The sequence below is a fragment of the Streptomyces lacrimifluminis genome (assembly GCF_014646095.1).
GTDB lineage: Bacteria > Actinomycetota > Actinomycetes > Streptomycetales > Streptomycetaceae > Streptomyces > Streptomyces lacrimifluminis.
Genome location: NZ_BMMU01000019.1, coordinates 15525 through 35297, shown reverse-complemented (window position 1 = coordinate 35297; position 19773 = coordinate 15525). Strand labels below are relative to the sequence as shown.

Below are 19773 nucleotides of genomic sequence, written 5' to 3'. Positions count from 1 at the left end.
CGGCCGTTCCCCAATGAGTGGGTTTACCTGCGGGATGTGCTCGGGCCTGGGCACGTGCCGTAATCTCGAAGTCCGGAGCCCGCTGTTCCCGGGACCGGACCTTGAACCACAACTTGGGGTTGCACAGCAGATGACTGCGATTTCTCTCGGCATGCCGTCCGTTCCGATCAAGCTCGCCGAACGCCGGAAGAGCCGACAGATCCAGGTCGGTTCGGTCGCCGTGGGCGGAGACGCGCCGGTGTCGGTCCAGTCGATGACGACGACGCGTACGTCGGACATCGGCGCCACGCTCCAGCAGATCGCCGAGCTGACGGCGTCCGGCTGCCAGATCGTGCGGGTCGCGTGTCCCACGCAGGACGACGCGGACGCCCTCGCCACCATCGCCCGCAAGTCGCAGATCCCGGTGATCGCCGACATCCACTTCCAGCCGAAGTACGTGTTCGCCGCGATCGAGGCCGGCTGCGCGGCGGTCCGGGTGAACCCCGGCAACATCAAGCAGTTCGACGACCAGGTCAAGGAGATCGCGCGCGCCGCCAAGGACCACGGCACGCCGATCCGCATCGGTGTCAACGCAGGTTCGCTCGACAAGCGGCTGCTCCAGAAGTACGGCAGGGCCACACCCGAGGCGCTCGTCGAGTCCGCGCTGTGGGAGGCGTCGCTCTTCGAGGAGCACGACTTCCGGGACATCAAGATCTCGGTCAAGCACAACGACCCGGTGATCATGGTCAACGCCTACCGCCAGCTCGCGGAGGCCTGCGACTATCCCCTCCACCTGGGTGTGACCGAGGCGGGCCCGGCCTTCCAGGGCACCATCAAGTCGGCCGTCGCCTTCGGCGCGCTGCTCAGCGAGGGCATCGGCGACACGATCCGCGTCTCGCTGTCCGCGCCGCCGGTCGAGGAGATCAAGGTCGGCAACCAGATCCTGGAGTCCCTGAACCTCCGTCAGCGCGGCCTGGAGATCGTGTCGTGCCCGTCGTGCGGGCGTGCCCAGGTCGACGTGTACAAGCTGGCCGAGGAGGTCACGGCCGGCCTGGAGGGCATGGAGGTCCCGCTGCGCGTCGCGGTCATGGGCTGTGTGGTGAACGGCCCCGGCGAGGCCCGCGAGGCAGACCTCGGCGTCGCCTCCGGCAACGGCAAGGGCCAGATCTTCGTGAAGGGCGAGGTCATCAAGACGGTCCCCGAATCGAAGATCGTCGAGACCCTGATCGAGGAGGCGATGAAGATCGCCGAACAGATGGAGGCGGCCGGGATCGCTTCGGGGGAGCCGTCGGTGTCCGTGGCGGGCTGATCCGCCCCGAACCCCCACTCCTCAAACGCCGGAGCGGCTGGATTCCCCGGCCGGGGCTGATATCGGCACCGGCCCGCATTTCCAGCCCGTCCGGCGCTTGAGGACGAGGACCCTTCAGGGCCGAAGGGGGGTCTGGGGGCGCAGCCCCCAGGAACGGCAAACCAAGCCGACGTTCCCTGACAAGCGAGCGGCGAACACGGGACGACGCCGCCCAGCTTCCGCGGGTACAGTGCGGAGATCAGCAGACCGCATGGTGAGGCCCCGCAGTGTTGACGCAGACCACCTCCCGGGTGCTCGACCCGGGCGACCTGGACGCCGCGCTCGCCGTCCTCGGCCGCGAGCCGGTCGCGAACGCCTTCGTGACCTCCCGTGTCCAGGTGGCAGGCCTCGACCCCTGGCGCCTCGGCGGCGAGATGTGGGGCTGGTACGAGGACGGCATGCTCACCAGCCTCTGCTACGCGGGCGCCAACCTCGTCCCGATCTGCGCCACCCCGCGTGCCGTACGCGCCTTCGCCGACCGGGCCAGGCGAGCGGGCCGCCGCTGTTCCTCCATCGTCGGCCCCGCCGAAGCCACCACCCAGCTGTGGCGGCTGCTCGAACCGAGCTGGGGCCCGGCCAGGGAGGTCCGCCGCCACCAGCCCCTCATGGTCACCGACCGACTGCCCGACCCCGCCCTCGTCACCCCGGATCCATACGTCCGCCGCATACTCAAGGACGAGATGGAGACGATCATGCCGGCGTGCGTGGCGATGTTCACCGAGGAGGTCGGAATCTCGCCGCTCGCCGGCGACGGCGGCCTTCTCTACCAGGCCAGGGTCGCCGAACTGGTCGGCTCCGGCCGCTCCTTCGCCCGCCTCGACGAGCGCGGCAAGGTCGCCTTCAAGGCCGAGATCGGCGCCGCGACCTCGCAGGCCTGCCAGATCCAGGGCGTATGGGTGGCCCCCGAATACCGTGGCCAGGGCCTCGCCGCCCCAGGCATGGCCGCCGTACTGCGCTACGCCCTCGCGGAGGTGGCCCCGGTGGTCAGCCTGTACGTGAACGACTTCAACACCTCCGCCCGCCGGACATATCGGAGGGTGGGCTTCCAGGAAGTCGGAGCGTTCATGAGCGTCCTGTTCTGAAACGGCCCTCGTTGCCCGAGCGTTCCGGGGATGGGGGCTCAGCCACATCCGGCCCGCGCCCCGCAAGGACGCTCCGCACCCCCTGTAGTCTCCCGACATGCCGCGCTTCCCCGGTCAGGACCACCGTCACCCCCGCCCCCACGACGTGGTCGTCGGCCCCCTCGACCTCGCCGCCCGGGTCGACGAGGCGCTCGCCGTCCAGGCCGTGGCGTTCGGACTCGGCGCCGACGAGGTCGCCGTACGCAGGCAGATCGTCCTGCGGCATCTGGCCTACCCCGGCGCCCGCGCGCTCGGCGCGACCACCCCCGAGGGACGGCTCGCCGGCTTCGTGTACGGCATGCCGAACGACCGTACGCACTGGTGGTCCACCGTCGTCGAACCGTATCTGCGCCGCCAGGGCCACGACGCCTGGCTCGACGACTCCTTCGTGATCACCGAACTGCACGTCCACCCGACCTTCCAGAACCTCGGCGTCGGCCGCGCCCTCATCACCGCGATCACCGACTCCGCCGCCGAACCCCGCTCGATCCTCTCCGCGATCGACACCGACAGCCCGGCCCGCGGCCTCTACCACTCCCTCGGCTACGAGGACCTGGCACGCCAGGTCCTCTTCCCCAGCGCCCCGAAGCCGTACGCGGTGATGGGCGCCCCGCTTCCGTTGCGCCGCCGCTAGGGAACGGCCGTCGGGCGGGCGTACCGATTTCCACCGTCCCGCACCCCCCGGCTAACCTCCTGCCATCACCCTTACGCAGCAGGAGTCGAGAATCATGGCCCAGGCCCAGGTCCAGCGCATGTCCCGTTTGATGGTCAAGACACTGCGTGACGACCCTGCCGACGCCGAGGTGCTCAGCCACAAACTGCTGGTCAGGGCCGGTTATGTGCGCCGTACGGCCGCCGGCCTGTGGTCCTGGCTGCCGCTCGGCAAGAAGGTCCTGGCCAACGTGGAGCGTGTCGTCCGCGAGGAGATGGACGCCATCGGCGCCCAGGAGGTCACGCTCCCCGCCCTGCTGCCGAGGGAGCCGTACGAGGCGACCGGCCGTTGGGAGGAGTACGGCCCCGAGCTGTTCCGCCTGAACGACCGCAAGGGCGGCGACTACCTCCTCGGCCCGACCCACGAGGAGATCTTCACCCTCCTGGTCAAGGACCAGTGCACGTCCTACAAGGACCTGCCGGTGATCCTCTACCAGATCCAGAACAAGTACCGCGACGAGGCCCGCCCGCGTGCCGGCATCCTGCGGGGCCGCGAGTTCCTGATGAAGGACTCCTACTCCTTCGACACGGAGGACGAGGGCCTGGCCAAGTCGTACGCCCTGCATCGCGAGGCGTACCAGAAGATCTTCGCGCGTCTCGGCCTCGACTACCGCATCTGCGCCGCCACCGCGGGTGCCATGGGCGGCTCCAAGTCCGAGGAGTTCCTCGCCCCGGCCGCCGCCGGCGAGGACACCTTCGCCGACTGCCCCAACTGCGACTACGCCGCCAACACCGAGGCGATCACGTACGCGCTCCAGCCGGTCGACGGGTCGGCCGTTCCCGCCCTCGAAGAGATCCCGACCCCCGAGACCCCGACCATCGAGACGCTTGCCGCGTACCTGAACGTCGCCGCCTCCGCCACGCTCAAGAACCTCCTGGTCAAGGTGGACGGCGAGATCGTCGCGATCGGTGTCCCCGGTGACCGCGAGGTCGACCTGGGCAAGGTCGAGGCGCACTTCGCGCCCTCGGCCGTCGAGCTCGTCACCGCCGAGGACTTCACGGGCCGCGACGACCTCGTACGTGGCTATGTCGGCCCGCAGGGCCTGGAGAAGGTCCGCTACTTCGCCGACCCGCGCGTCGCCCCCGGCACCGCCTGGATCACCGGCGCCAACAAGGAGGGCCTGCACGCGAAGAACGTCGTCGCCGGCCGTGACTTCGAGGTCGACGAGTACATCGACTCCGTGGTCGTCCAGGAAGGCGACCCGTGCCCGGCCTGCGGCACCGGCCTCAAGCTGGACCGCGCCATCGAGATCGGCCACATCTTCCAGCTCGGCCGCAAGTACGCCGACGCCCTCAGCCTCGACGTCCTCGGCCAGCAGGGCAAGCCGGTCCGCGTGACCATGGGCTCGTACGGCATCGGTGTCTCCCGCGCGGTCGCGGCCCTCGCCGAGCAGCACGCCGACGAGCAGGGCCTGTGCTGGCCCAAGGAGATCGCCCCGGCCGACGTCCATGTCGTCGCCGCAGGCAAGGCCCTCCAGACCGAACTGGCCCTCGACGTCTCCGACAAGCTGGCCGCGGCCGGCGCCCGCGTCCTGGTCGACGACCGCGCCGGCGTCTCCCCGGGCGTCAAGTTCACGGACGCCGAGCTCATCGGCGTACCGAAGATCCTGGTGGCGGGCCGCCGTTCGGCCGAGGGCGTCCTCGAACTGAAGGACCGCCGGACGGGCGAGCGCGAGGAACTGACGGTCGAGGAAGCCATCGCCCGCCTGACCGCCACCGCCTGATTCATCCCGCCCTTCAGGCCGTTCCCCGAGCGTGGGAGATGACACCGGGTCATCTCCCACGAAGGGGAACAGCCATGACGGTCAGGGAGCAGGAGCAGGGGCAGGGACGGAGAGCCGCAGGGGCGGCGGTCTCGCCGGCCGCGGCGGCCGGGGGTCTTCGCCCTCGTCGGCACGATGGAGCCGGACGCGACGACGACCGCGAGCAGCACCTCGGACTCGACGTCCGGTTTCGAGCACCGGTACATCGACTGCGGTTCCGCCGCGTGGGCGTGAGAAGCCCCACCGCCCGCAGCCGCTCCGGGACCTCAGAGCCACCCAGCGAACTCCAGCAACAACTCCGCATCCTTGGGCCGCCCCACCCGAAGCGCCCGGACCCCGGACTCCACCGCCCGGAACAACGTCCACCCCCGCAAACGCTCCTGATCCACATCCAGTGACTCGGCAAGCCGTTTCACCCGCCGCCGGGTGGTCCCCGGCCCCGAAGACGAGCCGATCAGATCCTCCACCCGGTCCCGAACCAGCCGCGCCAAATCGAACGCGCACTCACCGACGACCGGATCCGGCCCCACCGCCAGCCAGGGCACCCGCTCCGCGGCAAGCACCTTGCTCTGCCGGAACGTACCGTGCAGCAAACGTGCCTCGGGCGGCGCGACCAGCAACTCCTCGCGCGCGGCGAGCGCCGCCTCGACCAGTGGCGCCACCTCGGCATCCGCACCGGCGCTCGCCGACATCGCGTCGGCCTGCCGCCCGGTCCGCGCGGCCACTGTCTCGAACACCGCGTCCGAGCCGACGGGCGGCTCGACCCACAGCCGCCGCAGCGTCCCCGCCGCCTCCAGCAGGGCCTTCGCCTCGGGCAGTGACCGCACCGACACATCCGGATGCAGCCGTTCGAGCAACAGCACACCCTCGCCGCTGGAGCCGCTGGACGGCTCCAGCAACTGCACCGCACCCGCCCCGCCCCAGTGCGCCAGCGCCGCCCGCTCGCTCTCCGGCCGGGCCCGGCGCGGCGCGAGTTTCAGGACGGCGGGCGTACCGTCAGCCCGCCGCACCAGTACCACCAGGCTGCTGCGACCGCCCGGAAGCTGTACCCGTTCCACGGTCAACACGCGTAGATCCACGGCCTGTTGAGCCTCCACAGGCAGCCGCGCCAGCCAGTCGTCACCGTCCGGTGGCGTCTCGCCGAGCGCCCTCACCAGACGGGGCGGCGGTTCGAAAGCCATGCGCGAGTCGTTTCCTTCCGGTACGCGGGATGCGGTACGGGCTACGCCGTGGGCGTCGCCGACGCCGTGGCCGGTGCCGACGCGGAGCCGGACCGCTCGGCAAGACCAGGGAAGGGTACGCTCCCGCCCCGCCACCGCACCGCCCGCACCGCGGCCTCTCTCAGCCCCTCGGCGCCCGTCCGGCGCCGCTCGCCCCCGGTTGCCCGCACCAGGTCGGAGTACACCCCGGCGACCCGCTCCTCCAGCTCGGCCGCGAGGCGGACGGCGCCGTCCGAGTCCGACACGGGGAACGGCAGGGCGTACCCGGCCGCCGCCGCCACCGGCGTGCCCCCGAGGGCCCGCACGGCGCGCGCCAGCTCGTCGCGCCGGGCGCGATGGGCGTCGTACGCTGCCCGCGCCTCGCTCCGGCGGGCCTCACCGATCAGCCCGCCGACGACTCCGTACCCGTACACGGCAGCGTGCTCGGCGCCCAGGGCGGCCTGGAGGGCGGTCAACTCGGCAGTGTCCTTCGCGGCCTTCTCCGACACCGTTTCCGTCACTTCGCGCCCTCCGCCAGCAGGTACACATGCGCCGCCCCGGCAGCCGCCACCGAGGCCAGCAGTCGCGCCAGCTCACCCGGCGCCTCAAGAAGCGCCTTCGTGCGCCGGTCCACGAGGGTCCGCTCGGCGGCGGCGAGGCCGGCGAGTGCGTCCTGCTCGCTCGTCGGCGCCGCAGAAGACGCCGAAGCCGCAGGTGACGCGGATGCCGAGGTGGGCGTGGGCGTGGGCGTCGGTGTCGGCTCGCGGCCTCCGAACGACTCCGCGTGGCGTACGACCTCCGCCCGCAGCTCCGACAGCCGCTCCGCCAGCACCGGAAACGCGGCGATGGCCGTGTCGTACTGCCGTGCGAGCGCCGTGCTGTCGCGTGCCGCACGCGCGCGCGTGCGTTCGGCGGCCGACGGGCTGCCGGAGCTCGTGGCCGTCGTGTCGGGCTCGGTGGTGCAGCCCACGAGAAGGGCGGCGCCCGCGGCCGAGGCGAGCAGGGTCCTTCGGCGCGGACCCGGAGGAGCGCCCAGCGGGGTGCGCGGCGGTGGGGGGAACGGCACGGCAGACGTCCTCGGAGGGCTCGTACGAACGGGACACCAGGGAAGGGCAGCACGCCCGTGATCACCGTACCCGCGCCCCGGCCCGGCACCCGCCACCGGCGCAGCCGGGCGACGGGCGGCGTCCCGGTGGACGGCAACACCCCCCGGGACCGGATACCCTTTGACCTGACACGCGACCTACCCACAACAGCACACGCGGCCGAGGAGTCACCCGGATGAGCACCACCCAGAGCGAGAGGCTTCGAGAGCTCCTGGAGCCGCTCGTCAGCTCGCAGGGTCTCGATCTCGAAGAGATCGCAGTGGATTCCGTCGGACGCAAGAGAGTGCTGCGGGTCGTCGTCGATTCGGACGACGGCGCCGACCTGGACGCGATCGCCGATGTGAGCCGCGCGCTCTCGGCGAAGCTCGACGAGACGGACGCGATGGGCGCGGGGGAGTACACCCTGGAGGTCGGCACCCCCGGCGCCGAGCGTGAACTCACCGAGCACCGGCACTACGTCCGTGCCGTCGAGCGGCTGGTGCGGTTCCAGCTCGCCGAGGGCGAGGAACTGGTCGCCAGAATCCTGACCGTGGACGACGAGGGCATGGACCTCGAAGTGCCGGGCGTGAAGGGCCGAAAGGCCACCGCCCGCCGGCTCACCTTCGCCGACATCGACAAGGCCCGCGTCCAGGTCGAGTTCAACCGCAAAGACAAGCATGACAAGCAGGACATGACGGAAGAAGAGGAGGCGTAGCCGTGGATATCGACATGAGCGCCCTGCGGGGCTTGGTGCGGGAGAAGGAGATCTCCTTCGACCTGCTGGTCGAGGCGATCGAGTCGGCCCTCCTCATCGCCTACCACCGCACCGAGGGAAGCCGCCGCCACGCGCGCGTGAAGCTCGACCGGGAGACCGGTCATGTGACCGTGTGGGCGAAGGAGGACCCCCAGGAGCTGGAGGAGGGGCAGGAGGCACGTGAGTTCGACGACACCCCGTCGGACTTCGGCCGGATCGCCGCCACCACCGCCAAGCAGGTCATCCTGCAGCGCCTGCGGGACGCCGAGGACGACGCGACGCTCGGCGAGTACGCGGGCCGCGAGGGCGACATCGTCACCGGTGTCGTCCAGCAGGGCCGCGACCCGAAGAACGTGCTCGTGGACATCGGCAAGCTGGAGGCCATCCTGCCGGTGCAGGAGCAGGTCCCCGGGGAGAACTACCAGCACGGGCTGCGGCTGCGGTCGTACGTCGTGCGCGTGGCGAAGGGCGTGCGCGGTCCCTCCGTCACGCTCTCCCGCACGCACCCCAACCTGGTGAAGAAGCTCTTCGCGCTGGAGGTGCCCGAGATCGCGGACGGTTCCGTGGAGATCGCGGCCATCGCGCGCGAGGCCGGTCACCGCACGAAGATCGCCGTGCGGTCGACGCGCAGCGGCCTGAACGCCAAGGGGGCCTGTATCGGCCCCATGGGCAGCCGGGTGCGCAGCGTCATGGCCGAGCTGAACGGCGAGAAGATCGACATCGTCGACTGGTCGGACGACCCGGCCGACATGGTGGCGAACGCGCTGTCCCCGGCCCGGGTCAACAAGGTCGAGGTCGTCGACCTGGCGGCCCGCTCCGCGCGCGTGACGGTCCCCGACTACCAGCTGTCGCTGGCGATCGGCAAGGAGGGCCAGAACGCCCGGCTCGCGGCCCGGCTGACCGGCTGGCGGATCGACATCCGCCCGGACATCGAGCAGCCGTCCGAGCGGCCCGCTGAGCAGCCCCGGGACTAGCGGGGGAATAGATCCAAGCCGCAAGTGGCTGAGATCACGACAACAGCCGTTCGATTCTTGCCCCGAAGGGGTGAGGTCGCTGCGGGGAGGTAGACTTAGGAGTGTCTGGCCGGACGCATGCCCGCGCATGCCCTGAACGCACCTGTGTGGGGTGTCGGGAGCGAGCGGCCAAGAAGGATCTCCTGCGCATCGTGGCGGTCGAGGGTGAATGCGTCCCCGATCATCGCGGTACGCTGCCCGGCCGGGGTGCGTACGTGCACCCCGCCCTGGTCTGCCTCGACCTGGCGGTCCGCCGCCGGGCATTCCCACGGGCACTGCGTGTCCAGGGAGCCCTCGACGTGGTGGCGTTGCGCCGGTACGTCGAGCAGGAAACACCGTAAAACGTGTCGCGCGGAACCCCGTGCGGCTCTGGTACCCCCGCGAGTTGGAAGTAGGTCGAGATTGCGATGAGCACTCGATGAGCACGCGATGAGTACGCCCATGAAGTAGCGACGGTCCGGCCGCAACCCGGACCTAAAAGGAGCGAAGTGGCTAAGGTCCGGGTATACGAACTCGCCAAGGAGTTCGGGGTGGAGAGCAAGGCCGTCATGGCCAAGCTCCAGGAACTCGGTGAATTCGTCCGATCGGCATCCTCGACGATCGAGGCGCCAGTAGTACGCAAGTTGACAGACGCCTTCCAGGGCGGGGGCAACGCCAAGCCCGGCGCCCCGCGCAAGGCTGCTCCCAAGCCCGGCGCGCCTTCCCCGGCGCAGTCGGCCCGTCCGGCCGCCCCGCGGCCGCCGGCTCCCAAGCCCGCCGTGGCCGAGCGCCCTGCGGCGCCCGCCGCGCCGAGTGCGCCCAGTGCCCCGGTTACGCCGGTCGCCCCGGCCGCCCAGGGTTCACGTCCGACGCCGGGCCCCAAGCCCGCGCCGAAGCCGGTTGTCGCCGCGCCGGCCACGCCGGAGTTCACCGCTCCGCCGTCGGCCCCGGTTGCTCCGGCCGCCGCACAGGCTCCGCGTCCCAGCAGCGCTGCCCGTCCCGGTGCCCCGCGTCCCGGCGCCCGTCCCTCGGGTCCCGGTCAGGACCGGGGTCAGGGTCAGGACCGCGGTCAGGACCGTGGCCAGGGCCGTGGTGAGCGTCCGGGCGCCCCGCGTCCGGCAGGCCAGGGCGCGCCGCGTCCCGGCGGTGCCCGTCCGGCCGGTCCGCGTCCGGGCAACAACCCCTTCACATCCGGTGGTTCCACCGGGATGGCGCGTCCGCAGACGCCCCGTCCGGGTGGCGCCCCGCGTCCCGGCGGCCAGGGTGGCCCCGGTGCTCCCGGTGGCGCTCCGCGTCCGCAGGGCGCCGGCGGTGGCCAGGGTGCTCCCCGTCCGCAGGGCGCGGGCGGCGGGCGTCCGAGTCCGGGCGGCATGCCTCGTCCGCAGGGTGGTCCCGGTGGCGCTCCGCGTCCCGGTGGCGGCCCCGGTGGTAACCGTCCCAACCCCGGCATGATGCCGCAGCGTCCCGCAGCGGGCAGCCCGCGTCCCGGTGGTGGCCCTGGTGGCCGCGGTCCCGGTGGCGGCGGCGGTCGTCCCGGTGGTCCCGGTGCCGGTGGCGGCGGTCGCCCCGGTGGCGGCGGCGGCTTCGCCGGTCGTCCGGCCGGTCCCGGTGGTGGCGGTGGCGGTTTCGCCGGCCGTCCCGGTGGTCCCGGTGGCGGTGGCGGCGGTTTCGCCGGTCGTCCCGGTGGTCCCGGTGGTGGCGGCGGCGGTCGTCCCGGCTTCGGTGGTCGTCCCGGCGGTCCGGGTGCCCGTGGTGGCACGCAGGGCGCCTTCGGCCGTCCCGGTGGTCCCGCGCGTCGTGGTCGCAAGTCGAAGCGTCAGAGGCGCCAGGAGTACGAGGCCATGCAGGCCCCGTCGGTCGGCGGCGTCATGCTGCCTCGCGGCAACGGACAGTCCGTCCGCCTGTCGCGTGGTGCTTCCCTGACCGACTTCGCCGAGAAGATCGGCGCCAACCCGGCGTCGCTCGTCGGCGTGATGATGAACCTCGGCGAGATGGTCACCGCCACGCAGTCCGTCTCCGACGAGACGCTGAGGCTCCTCGCGGACGAGATGAACTTCGTCCTCGAGATCGTCAGCCCCGAGGAGGAGGACCGCGAGCTGCTCGAGTCCTTCGACATCGAGTTCGGCGAGGACGAGGGCGACGAGGAGGACCTGGTGGTCCGCCCGCCGGTCGTCACCGTCATGGGTCACGTCGACCACGGTAAGACCCGCCTCCTCGACACCATCCGCAAGACGAACGTCGTCGCGGGCGAGGCCGGCGGTATCACGCAGCACATCGGTGCGTACCAGGTCGCGACCGTCGTCAACGACGAAGAGCGTCGCATCACCTTCATCGACACCCCCGGTCACGAGGCGTTCACCGCCATGCGTGCCCGTGGTGCCAAGTCGACCGACATCGCGATCCTCGTGGTGGCGGCCAACGACGGTGTGATGCCCCAGACGATCGAGGCGTTGAACCACGCCAAGGCGGCCGGTGTGCCGATCGTGGTCGCGGTCAACAAGATCGACGTCGAGGGTGCCGACCCGACCAAGGTGCGCGGTCAGCTCACCGAGTTCGGTCTGGTGGCCGAGGAGTACGGCGGCGACACGATGTTCGTCGACATCTCCGCCAAGCAGGGCCTCAACATCGAGAGCCTGCTGGAGGCCGTGGTCCTCACCGCGGACGCCTCGCTCGACCTGCGGGCCAACCCGGAGCAGGACGCGCAGGGTATTGCGATCGAGTCCCACCTGGACAAGGGCCGCGGCGCCGTCGCGACCGTCCTGGTCCAGCGAGGCACCCTGCGGGTCGGCGACACCATGGTGGTCGGCGACGCGTACGGCCGTGTCCGCGCGATGCTCGACGACAAGGGCGAGAACGTGGAAGAGGCGGGTCCCTCGACCCCGGTCCTCGTCCTCGGTCTCACCAACGTCCCGGGCGCCGGCGACAACTTCCTGGTCGTCGACGAGGACCGCACGGCGCGTCAGATCGCCGAGAAGCGGGCGGCGCGCGAGCGCAACGCCAACTTCGCCCGCCGGGGTGTCCGGTTCTCCCTGGAGAACCTGGACGAGGCCCTCAAGGCCGGTCTGGTGCAGGAACTCAACCTCATCATCAAGGGCGACGCGTCCGGTTCGGTGGAGGCTCTCGAGTCCTCGCTGCTCCAGCTCGACGTCGGCGAAGAGGTCGACATCCGCATCCTGCACCGCGGTGTGGGTGCCGTCACCGAGTCGGACATCGACCTGGCGACCGGCTCCGACGCCATCGTCATCGGCTTCAACGTCCGCGCTGCGGGCCGCGCGGCGCAGATGGCGGAGCGCGAGGGCGTGGACGTCCGGTACTACTCGGTGATCTACCAGGCCATCGAGGAGATCGAGGCAGCCCTCAAGGGCATGCTCAAGCCGGAGTACGAAGAGGTCGAGCTCGGTACGGCGGAGATCCGCGAGGTCTTCCGCTCGTCCAAGCTGGGCAACATCGCCGGTGTGCTGGTCCGCTCCGGCGAGGTCAAGCGCAACACCAAGGCGCGGTTGCTGCGCGATGGCAAGGTCATCGCGGAGAGCCTCACCATCTCCGGTCTGCGTCGCTTCAAGGACGACGTCACCGAGATCCGCGAAGGCTTCGAGGGTGGTATCAACCTCGGAAACTTCAACGACATCAAGGTCGACGACGTCATCGCGACGTACGAGATGCGCGAGAAGCCGCGCGGCTGAGCAGGTTGTGCGTGTGCCAGCTGGCCGGCGGGGAGAAGTCCCCGCCGGCCAGTTGGCCGTCTGTCGGAGGGGCTGACATTCAGCCCCTCCGGCGTTTGAGGAGCGGGGTCACGGACGGAGCCCCAGCAGGATGGGGTGGCGGGGGCGAGAACAATCCCGTCGAGCCACCGCCCCGTTCGTTGTACCGTTCTCGATGTCCCCGCCCATACCGTCGGCGGGGCCATCGATCCCGCACCGGCGGGTCATCCGGATACACACATGTACGTGGGGACTCTGTCCTTCGACCTCCTGCTCGGCGACGTACGCTCGCTGAAGGAGAAGCGCTCCCTCGTCCGCCCGATCGTCGCCGAACTCCAGCGCAAGTACGCGGTGAGCGCGGCCGAGGTCGAACACCTGGACCTGCACCGCAGAGCCGGCATCGGCCTGGCGGTGGTGGCCGGGGACGTGGGGCACATCACCGATGTGCTGGACCAGTGCGAGCGGCTGGTCGCCGGTCGCCCCGAGGTGGAACTGCTGTCCGTACGACGGCGCCTCCACGGAGACGACGACTAGAGCTGAAGACCAGCCTTGCAAGAACGCAGAACCGCAGAGACGCAGAACAGAAAGAACGGGAGACGGACCAGTGGCCGACAACGCGCGGGCGAAGAGGTTGGCTGACCTCATCCGAGAGGTGGTGGCCAAGAAGCTGCAGCGTGGGATCAAGGACCCGAGGCTCGGCACCCATGTCACCATCACGGACACCCGGGTCACCGGGGACCTCCGGGAGGCGACCGTCTTCTACACGGTGTACGGGGACGAGGAGGAGCGGGCAGCCGCTGCCGCCGGTCTGGAGAGCGCCAAGGGCGTCCTTCGCTCCGCCGTAGGCCAGGCCGCCGGTGTGAAGTTCACGCCGACGCTGGCCTTCGTCGCGGACGCCCTTCCGGACACCGCCAAGAACATCGAGGAGCTCCTCGACAAGGCCCGTGCCTCCGACGCGCAGGTGCGACAGGCGTCCGCCGGCGCCGCGTTCGCCGGCGACGCGGACCCGTACAAAAAGCCTGAGGACGAGGACGACACCGCCGAATGACGCAGAAGAACACCGGGACGCCCGACGGCCTTGTCATTGTCGACAAGCCGTCGGGCTTCACTTCGCACGACGTGGTCGCCAAGATGCGCGGGATCGCCAGGACCCGCCGTGTCGGACACGCCGGCACCCTCGACCCCATGGCCACGGGCGTACTCGTCCTAGGGGTGGAGCGGGCGACCAAGCTCCTCGGCCACCTCGCGCTGACCGAGAAGGAGTACCTGGGCACCGTCCGCCTCGGACAGAACACGCTCACCGACGACGCCGAGGGGGACATCACCTCCTCCACCGACGCCTCCGGGGTCACCCGCGAAGCCGTCGACGCCGGTGTCGCCAAGCTGACCGGCCACATCATGCAGGTGCCGTCCAAGGTCAGCGCCATCAAGATCAACGGCGTGCGCTCCTACAAACGGGCCCGGGAGGGCGAGGAGTTCGAGATCCCGGCCCGCCCGGTCACCGTCTCCTCCTTCGCGGTGTACGACGTCCGGGCAGCGGTCGCGGCCGACGGCACCCCCGTAGTCGACCTGGTCGTGTCGGTGGTGTGCTCCTCCGGTACGTACATCCGTGCGCTGGCCCGGGACCTGGGCGCCGACCTCGGGGTCGGTGGTCACCTCACCGCGCTGCGCCGGACGCGGGTCGGCCCGTACAAGCTGGACGGGGCCCGGACGCTCGACCGGTTGCAGCAGGAGCTGACGGTGATGCCGATCGCCGAGGCGGCCACCGCCGCGTTCCCGCGCTGGGACGTGGACGAGCGGCGGGCGCGGCTGCTGACGAACGGCGTACGGCTGGAGATGCCCGAGGAGTACACGGGTGTGGGCGCCGTGGCCGTCTTCGACCCCGCCGGGCAGTTCCTCGCCCTGGTCCAGGAGGAGAAGGGCAAGGCCAAGAGCCTCGCCGTCTTCGTCTGAGCCGTCTTCGTCCGAGGTTCCGCGCCGTGGAGCGACGATCACGGGGACACGTTCCCGCCGCTCCACGGTTCCCCCTCGGTTCCCCCACCCAGAGGTGTATCCATCCCCCACGCTTCATTCACCCGTCCGGGCAGGCGCTCGGAGTGAACCGAGGGGGCGGAAGGGGGCGCGTTCGTCGCAGGCTCTGTCCTGCTGATCATCGGATGCCTACGGTCGTCAGTAGACGCGTGCGTACGTAGGCTCGCGTGTTCGGCGGGGAGGTCGACGATGGCGGGACGGGGCCCGCGCGCCGGGGGCGGCCGTCGGCCGTCGACCGGCGCGGGTGAGACACGGGACGGCGAAGTGCTGGGCGAGGCTGCCGACGAGCCGCTCGTGAAGGTGTGCGACCTGGCCGGACGTCCTCGCGGCACGGGGTTCGTGGCCGACCACCACGGCACGCTGATCACCAGCCACGAGGCGGTCGACGGTCTGGCCCGGCTGGTCCTGCGCGGTGCGGCCGGCCGCACCTGTGTGGTGTCCACGGCGGACGCCGTGACCCCCCTTCCGGCCCTCGGCCTGGCCCTTGTGCACACCGAAGGACTGGGCACGGACCCGCTCCCCGTCTCCGCGCGGGACCGCGTCGCGACCGGAACGTATGTACGGATCGCGGCGGGCGGCTGGCGCGAGGCGCGGGTGCTCGGCACGACCGACGTCACGTACACGGCCACGGACCGCTTCCATCCCCTCCCCGACGCCCTTGAGCTGGCGATCGGCACAGCGGGCAGCGACGCGCTGCGACCGGGCGGCGGCGCGGCCGGTGGACCGGTGCTCGACCGTACGACGGGCGCGGTGCTGGGGGTACTGGGGACCGCCCTGCTGCCGCGGCCCACGACCGGGTCGGCAGAACCGGCCGGACACCGCGCCGCCGGTTTCGCGCTCCCCTTGCGCGGCCGGCGGGCGGACGGGTTCGGTCCTCTCGCCGACCTCCTCGCCCGCAACGCGGTGACGGTGCCCGCGTACGGCGCCGACCTCAATCTCGCCGGCGTCCTGGAACTGACGGCCACCTCGGTGGGCTCGGACGGACCGCCGGGCGCGCTGGCGGGCTTCGTGGGCCGCACCTCGGGCGGCCTGGACGCGGGTGCGGTCGAGCCGGTCGAACGGACGGAACTGGCAAGGGAGTTGAAGGCGTTCACCGCAGCGCGCGAGACCTCGGCCGTCGTCCTCGGCCTGGTCGGGGCCCCGGGCAGCGGCCGTACGACGGAACTCGCGGCCCTCGCCGCCCGCCGACACCGGGACACGGAACCCGCCCCCACCCTGTGGCTGCGCGGCGCCGACCTGCGCGACGACGACACCTCGGTGGCGGACGCGGCCCGCCGCGCGCTGGACCGCGCGGGCCGGATCGTGGCCACGTCGGGCACGTACGGCACCGACCTGGGCGACATCACCCCGGAACGTCTGGCCCGCCTCGCCCACGCCGCCGACCGCCCCCTCCTGCTCCTCCTCGACGGCCCCGAGGAAATGCCCCCACGTCTCGCCCACCGAGCCCCCGACTGGACGAGGGCGACGGAGGAATGGCTCCAGGAGACGAACGCCCGCCTGGTGATGGCCTGCCGCCCGGAGTACTGGGAACAGACGGGAAGCCCATTTCCATCCCGGCCGGCACCTCCAGCCCGTCCGGCGTTTGAGGACGAGGCCCCTTCAGGGCCGACTGGGGGGTCTGGGGGCACAGCCCCCAGGGACGGGACGGGTAAGGGCGGCGGGGGCGAGAAACTCCCACGCCCACCACACCCCCCGCACCACCTCCACCTCACCGACCTCACCGAGGCCGAAGCCCACCAAGCCCAGGCCCGCTACGCCATCCCCCCGACCGCCCTCACCCCCGAGGACGCCCGCCACCCCCTCACCCTCCGCCTCCTCTCCGAGGTCCGCGCCGCCCTCCCCGCCCTCCCCGGCACCCCCACCGCCCCCCGCCTGGACCGCCACGACGTCTTCACCGCCTACCTCGACCTGATGTGCCTCCGCATCGCCGTCCGCCTCGCCGCCGAGAACGGCCTGCGCGGCACGCCCGTACGCCGACTCGCCGCCAAGGTCTCCGGCCAGGTCCACGAGGCCGCCCGCCGCAGCCTGGGCCCCGGACAGGGCGAGCTGGACCGCGCGTCCTTCGAGTCCGTGTTCCCCTGGGGCCCCGCACCGGTCCGTCTGGGCGGCGGCACGGGCTGGGCCTCCGCAGTCCTCACCGAGGGACTCCTCGTGCCCGCCGGCACCGGCTACCGCTTCGCCCACGAGGAACTCGCCGACTGGATCCAGGGCACGCACCTGGACCTGGACGAGGCCCTGCAAGCCCTGGTCCACCGTCGTCGCCGGGAGAACGACGAGGACACGGCGCCCGTCCCCGTACCGCACCACCGCATCGGGCCGGTGGTCCAGTCGCTGCTGCTCCTCGCCCGCCAGCACGGAGCCCCCGAACTGGCGGACCGCCTGCGGGAGTTGGTGCAGGCACTGGACTCCGGGGCCGCCCCCCGCCCGCCGGCCTCCCGCTGGTGGGCGACCCGCCTCCTCACGGAAGTGCTCCGCCACGTCCCCGACGCGACGCCGTACACCGGTGTCCTGCGCCTCCTCGCCGACCACATCGTGGCCCGCCGCCGACGCAACCGGACGGTGCCGCCGGAGTTGGGCCCCTCCTTCTGGACCGTGCTCCGTCTCCCCGAGGTCGCCCGCTTCGACCTGCTCCGCCGACTCGTCGTCGGCGACGAACCCCCGGCCCGGTCCGACCAGCCCCGCTACCTGGACGCCGTGGCCCAGTTGCTCGCCGACGACCCCACCGCCGTACAGCCGCTCCTCGCCCGCTGGTTCGACGACGAGCGTCCGCTGCCCGCGACGCCGGACGCGACGGTGGCGACGGCCGCCCAGGCCCTGCTCCACACCCACCGCCACCGGGCGCTGGACGACCTGATCGAAGTGCTTGTCGACAGTGCGCACCGGCGGGGTGACGAACTCCTCTCCGTGCTCGCCGAGGAGGAGCCGTCGGCCGTCTGCCGGGCCGTGAACCGGTGGGCGCACGACGAGCGGCCTGCCCGGCGGGTCGCGGCGGTGGCGTACGGGCCGTGGGCCGCACCCCATGTGCGCACGGAGGCCGATCGCGACCTCCTGCGTTACGCGGCCCTCGCCCTGCTCGCCCGTCCCGCCGACTGCGCCCTGCACGGCGGTGCGCTCGCGTTCCTCGTCCGTGATCCACGTACCCGCGACCGCCATCTCCCGCAGGCGCTGCGGCACCTCGCGTCGGGCGACCCGCAGCTGCCGCCGAGCGCCCTGGTCGCCGCCCTCGCGACCCACCCGGAGCCGGTCCTCGACGCGTTCCGGACCAGGCTGCTCGGGCCGGGTGCGGGCGACGCCCTGCGCACCCTCGCCGACGTCACGAACCCGGTCCTGGCCCGCCGGGTCGCCGCCCTCGTACGGGAGGTGGTGGAGCGGCACCCGGAGACCGCCGGGCACCTGGCCGCGTACGTCGACCGGCGCCTGGACCACGGCCCCACCGTCCGGCCCGTACTCCTTCCGCTGGTCACCGGCCTCCTCGACGGCGGCCCGGCGCCGGTGCGCGCGGCCCTGGCGACCGTGCTGGCCGCGCCCGGGGCGCCCGCCTCCCACGCCCTCCGCCACGAACTCCTCGAGGCCCTCCTGACCCGGGAACACGACCCCACGGTCCTCGACGCGCTGCTCCGCGCCACCGCGGAGGGCGCGATCCGCCACGGCGAGCTGCGCACCCGGGGCCTGGTGCACCGCTGCGGACTGCTCCTCGTACGCACTCCGAACGGTGCGACGCGCTTCGACTGTGTCCTGGTCGAGTTGGCCAGGCGGGTGCCCGGATTCGCGGTGCTGGTGGCGGGCTGGCTGGCCGACACTCCCGGGGAGTGGGCGGTCGTGGTCGGCCCCAGCACCCGCCGCATGATCGAGAACCTGGCGGGGGTAGGAGTCCCCGCATAGGGCACGCTCCGAGGCATGCGCTGAGGCACGGTTCGAGGCAACAGCCGACAATTGGTCACGTGCGCCCCGTCACAGCCTCCATGCCGGTGCGAGCGGGGTGCGTTCGGCATGGCACCCTTAGACCTGCGTAAGAAGGCCTGCGTAAGAGGCGACACGGACACGGGTTCGACGAGGAGCGGTCACAGTGCAGCGCTGGCGTGGTTTGGAGGACATCCCCGAGGACTGGGGACGCAGCGTCGTCACCATCGGCTCCTACGACGGAGTCCACCGCGGACACCAGCTGATCGTCCGGCACGCCGTGGAGCGCGCCCGCGAGCTGGGCGTTCCCTCGGTCGTCGTCACGTTCGACCCGCACCCCAGCGAGGTCGTGCGCCCCGGCAGCCACCCGCCGTTGCTGGCTCCGCACCACCGCCGTGCCGAACTGATGGCCGAGCTGGGTGTGGACGCCGTCCTCATCCTCCCGTTCACCAAGGAGTTCTCGAAGCTCTCGCCGGCCGACTTCGTGGTCAAGGTCCTGGTCGACAAGCTGCACGCCCGGGCGGTCGTCGAGGGTCCGAACTTCCGTTTCGGCCACAAGGCGGCCGGCAACGTGGAGTTCCTGACCGAACTCGGCCGCACCTACGACTTCGAGGTCGAGGTCGTCGACCTGTACGTGTCGGGCGAGGCGGGCGGCGGCGAGCCGTTCTCGTCCACGCTGACGCGGCGCCTGGTCGGCGAGGGTGACGTCGGGGGTGCCGGTGAGATCCTCGGCCGCCCGCACCGGGTGGAGGGCATTGTGGTCCGTGGCGCGCAGCGGGGCCGTGAACTCGGCTTCCCCACCGCCAACGTCGAGACGCTGCCCCACACCGCGATCCCGGCCGACGGCGTCTACGCGGGCTGGCTGCACGCGGACGGCGAGGAGATGCCGGCCGCGATCTCCGTCGGCACGAACCCGCAGTTCGACGGCACGGAACGGACGGTGGAGGCGTACGCCATCGACCGCGTCGGCCTCGATCTGTACGGCCTGCACGTGGCCGTCGACTTCCTGGCGTTCGTGCGCGGCCAGGCCAAATTCGACTCGCTGGACGCGCTGCTCGTCCAGATGTCCGAGGACGTGAAGAAGTGCCGCGAGCTGATCGCGGCGGCGGAGTAGTGCCGACCAGGTGCCGAGCAGGTAGTGGGTAGGCAGTAGGCAGGTAGGTACACAAGAGAAGGCGGCCGGTGCCCG

At 71.7% G+C, this 19773-nt stretch carries 16 protein-coding genes; 13 read left to right on the top strand and 3 right to left on the bottom strand.

Going from position 1 to position 19773, the window contains the following annotated elements; all coding sequences use genetic code 11:
- Positions 1-130: 130 nt before the first annotated feature.
- The 4 genes from ispG to IEY89_RS25585 all read left to right on the top strand — a co-directional run bounded on the left by ispG (position 131) and on the right by IEY89_RS25585 (position 4883).
- Positions 131-1288 carry a flavodoxin-dependent (E)-4-hydroxy-3-methylbut-2-enyl-diphosphate synthase gene (ispG, locus tag IEY89_RS25600; RefSeq protein WP_189149851.1) on the top strand — a complete coding sequence of 386 codons (1158 nt, stop codon included), beginning with the start codon at positions 131-133 and terminating at the stop codon, positions 1286-1288.
- Between the two features lie 266 nt (positions 1289-1554).
- Positions 1555-2409, top strand: coding sequence for a GNAT family N-acetyltransferase (locus IEY89_RS25595; RefSeq protein ID WP_189149850.1), 855 nt, complete (start codon positions 1555-1557; stop codon positions 2407-2409).
- A 97-nt stretch (positions 2410-2506) separates the two neighbouring features.
- Positions 2507-3082 carry a GNAT family N-acetyltransferase gene (locus IEY89_RS25590; RefSeq protein ID WP_189149849.1) on the top strand — a complete coding sequence of 192 codons (576 nt, stop codon included), beginning with the start codon at positions 2507-2509 and terminating at the stop codon, positions 3080-3082.
- 94 nt (positions 3083-3176) lie between these two features.
- On the top strand, positions 3177-4883 hold the full coding sequence (locus IEY89_RS25585) for a proline--tRNA ligase (protein WP_189149848.1): 1707 nt from the start codon (positions 3177-3179) through the stop codon (positions 4881-4883).
- A 305-nt stretch (positions 4884-5188) separates the two neighbouring features.
- Here the strand turns inward: IEY89_RS25585 and IEY89_RS25580 are convergent, their stop codons facing one another.
- From IEY89_RS25580 to IEY89_RS25570, 3 genes are read right to left on the bottom strand one after another with little or no spacing between them, the layout of a single operon-like run.
- Entirely contained in the window at positions 5189-6103 is a 915-nt protein-coding gene (locus IEY89_RS25580) for an aminoglycoside phosphotransferase family protein (protein WP_189149847.1), read from the bottom strand.
- Between the two features lie 41 nt (positions 6104-6144).
- Entirely contained in the window at positions 6145-6642 is a 498-nt protein-coding gene (locus tag IEY89_RS25575) for a ferritin-like domain-containing protein (RefSeq protein WP_229695421.1), read from the bottom strand.
- Positions 6639-7187, bottom strand: a complete 549-nt coding sequence (locus tag IEY89_RS25570) for a hypothetical protein (RefSeq protein ID WP_189149846.1) — start codon at positions 7185-7187, stop codon at positions 6639-6641. Before IEY89_RS25570 ends, IEY89_RS25575 begins: the two co-directional genes overlap by 4 nt.
- 215 nt (positions 7188-7402) lie before the next feature.
- Between IEY89_RS25570 and rimP the strand changes: the two genes are divergently transcribed.
- From rimP to IEY89_RS25525, 9 genes are all read left to right on the top strand, one after another.
- The gene (gene rimP, locus IEY89_RS25565; RefSeq protein WP_189149845.1) at positions 7403-7921 is read left to right on the top strand and encodes a ribosome maturation factor RimP; all 519 of its coding nucleotides are present in this window, start codon (positions 7403-7405) and stop codon (positions 7919-7921) included.
- Between the two features lie 2 nt (positions 7922-7923).
- Positions 7924-8934 carry a transcription termination factor NusA gene (gene nusA, locus IEY89_RS25560; protein WP_189149844.1) on the top strand — a complete coding sequence of 337 codons (1011 nt, stop codon included), beginning with the start codon at positions 7924-7926 and terminating at the stop codon, positions 8932-8934.
- 101 nt (positions 8935-9035) lie between these two features.
- Entirely contained in the window at positions 9036-9314 is a 279-nt protein-coding gene (locus IEY89_RS25555; RefSeq protein WP_189149843.1) for a YlxR family protein, read from the top strand.
- Positions 9315-9461: 147 nt separating this feature from the next.
- Complete coding sequence (gene infB / locus IEY89_RS25550) at positions 9462-12635, top strand: translation initiation factor IF-2 (protein WP_189149842.1); 3174 nt, start codon at positions 9462-9464, stop codon at positions 12633-12635.
- Between the two features lie 258 nt (positions 12636-12893).
- Complete coding sequence (locus IEY89_RS25545) at positions 12894-13187, top strand: DUF503 domain-containing protein (RefSeq protein ID WP_189149841.1); 294 nt, start codon at positions 12894-12896, stop codon at positions 13185-13187.
- A gap of 70 nt (positions 13188-13257) precedes the next feature.
- A complete protein-coding gene (gene rbfA, locus IEY89_RS25540; RefSeq protein ID WP_189149840.1) occupies positions 13258-13701 on the top strand; it encodes a 30S ribosome-binding factor RbfA in 444 nt (147 codons plus the stop codon).
- A complete protein-coding gene (truB, locus tag IEY89_RS25535) occupies positions 13698-14606 on the top strand; it encodes a tRNA pseudouridine(55) synthase TruB (RefSeq protein WP_189149839.1) in 909 nt (302 codons plus the stop codon). Before rbfA ends, truB begins: the two co-directional genes overlap by 4 nt.
- A gap of 267 nt (positions 14607-14873) precedes the next feature.
- Complete coding sequence (locus tag IEY89_RS25530; RefSeq protein WP_189149838.1) at positions 14874-18566, top strand: trypsin-like peptidase domain-containing protein; 3693 nt, start codon at positions 14874-14876, stop codon at positions 18564-18566.
- Between the two features lie 184 nt (positions 18567-18750).
- Positions 18751-19698: a bifunctional riboflavin kinase/FAD synthetase gene (locus tag IEY89_RS25525; RefSeq protein WP_189149837.1), complete on the top strand. Its 948-nt coding sequence runs from the start codon at positions 18751-18753 to the stop codon at positions 19696-19698.
- Positions 19699-19773 lie beyond the last annotated feature (75 nt).

Excerpts from the sequence above, each read along its gene's own strand:
- ispG (WP_189149851.1), top strand. The coding sequence starts at position 131 with ATGACTGCGATTTCTCTCGGCATGCCGTCCGTTCCGATCAAGCTCGCC.
- IEY89_RS25590 (WP_189149849.1), top strand. The coding sequence starts at position 2,507 with ATGCCGCGCTTCCCCGGTCAGGACCACCGTCACCCCCGCCCCCACGAC.
- IEY89_RS25585 (WP_189149848.1), top strand. The coding sequence starts at position 3,177 with ATGGCCCAGGCCCAGGTCCAGCGCATGTCCCGTTTGATGGTCAAGACA.
- IEY89_RS25580 (WP_189149847.1), bottom strand. The coding sequence starts at position 6,103 with ATGGCTTTCGAACCGCCGCCCCGTCTGGTGAGGGCGCTCGGCGAGACG.
- rimP (WP_189149845.1), top strand. The coding sequence starts at position 7,403 with ATGAGCACCACCCAGAGCGAGAGGCTTCGAGAGCTCCTGGAGCCGCTC.
- IEY89_RS25545 (WP_189149841.1), top strand. The coding sequence starts at position 12,894 with ATGTACGTGGGGACTCTGTCCTTCGACCTCCTGCTCGGCGACGTACGC.
- truB (WP_189149839.1), top strand. The coding sequence starts at position 13,698 with ATGACGCAGAAGAACACCGGGACGCCCGACGGCCTTGTCATTGTCGAC.
- IEY89_RS25530 (WP_189149838.1), top strand. The coding sequence starts at position 14,874 with ATGGCGGGACGGGGCCCGCGCGCCGGGGGCGGCCGTCGGCCGTCGACC.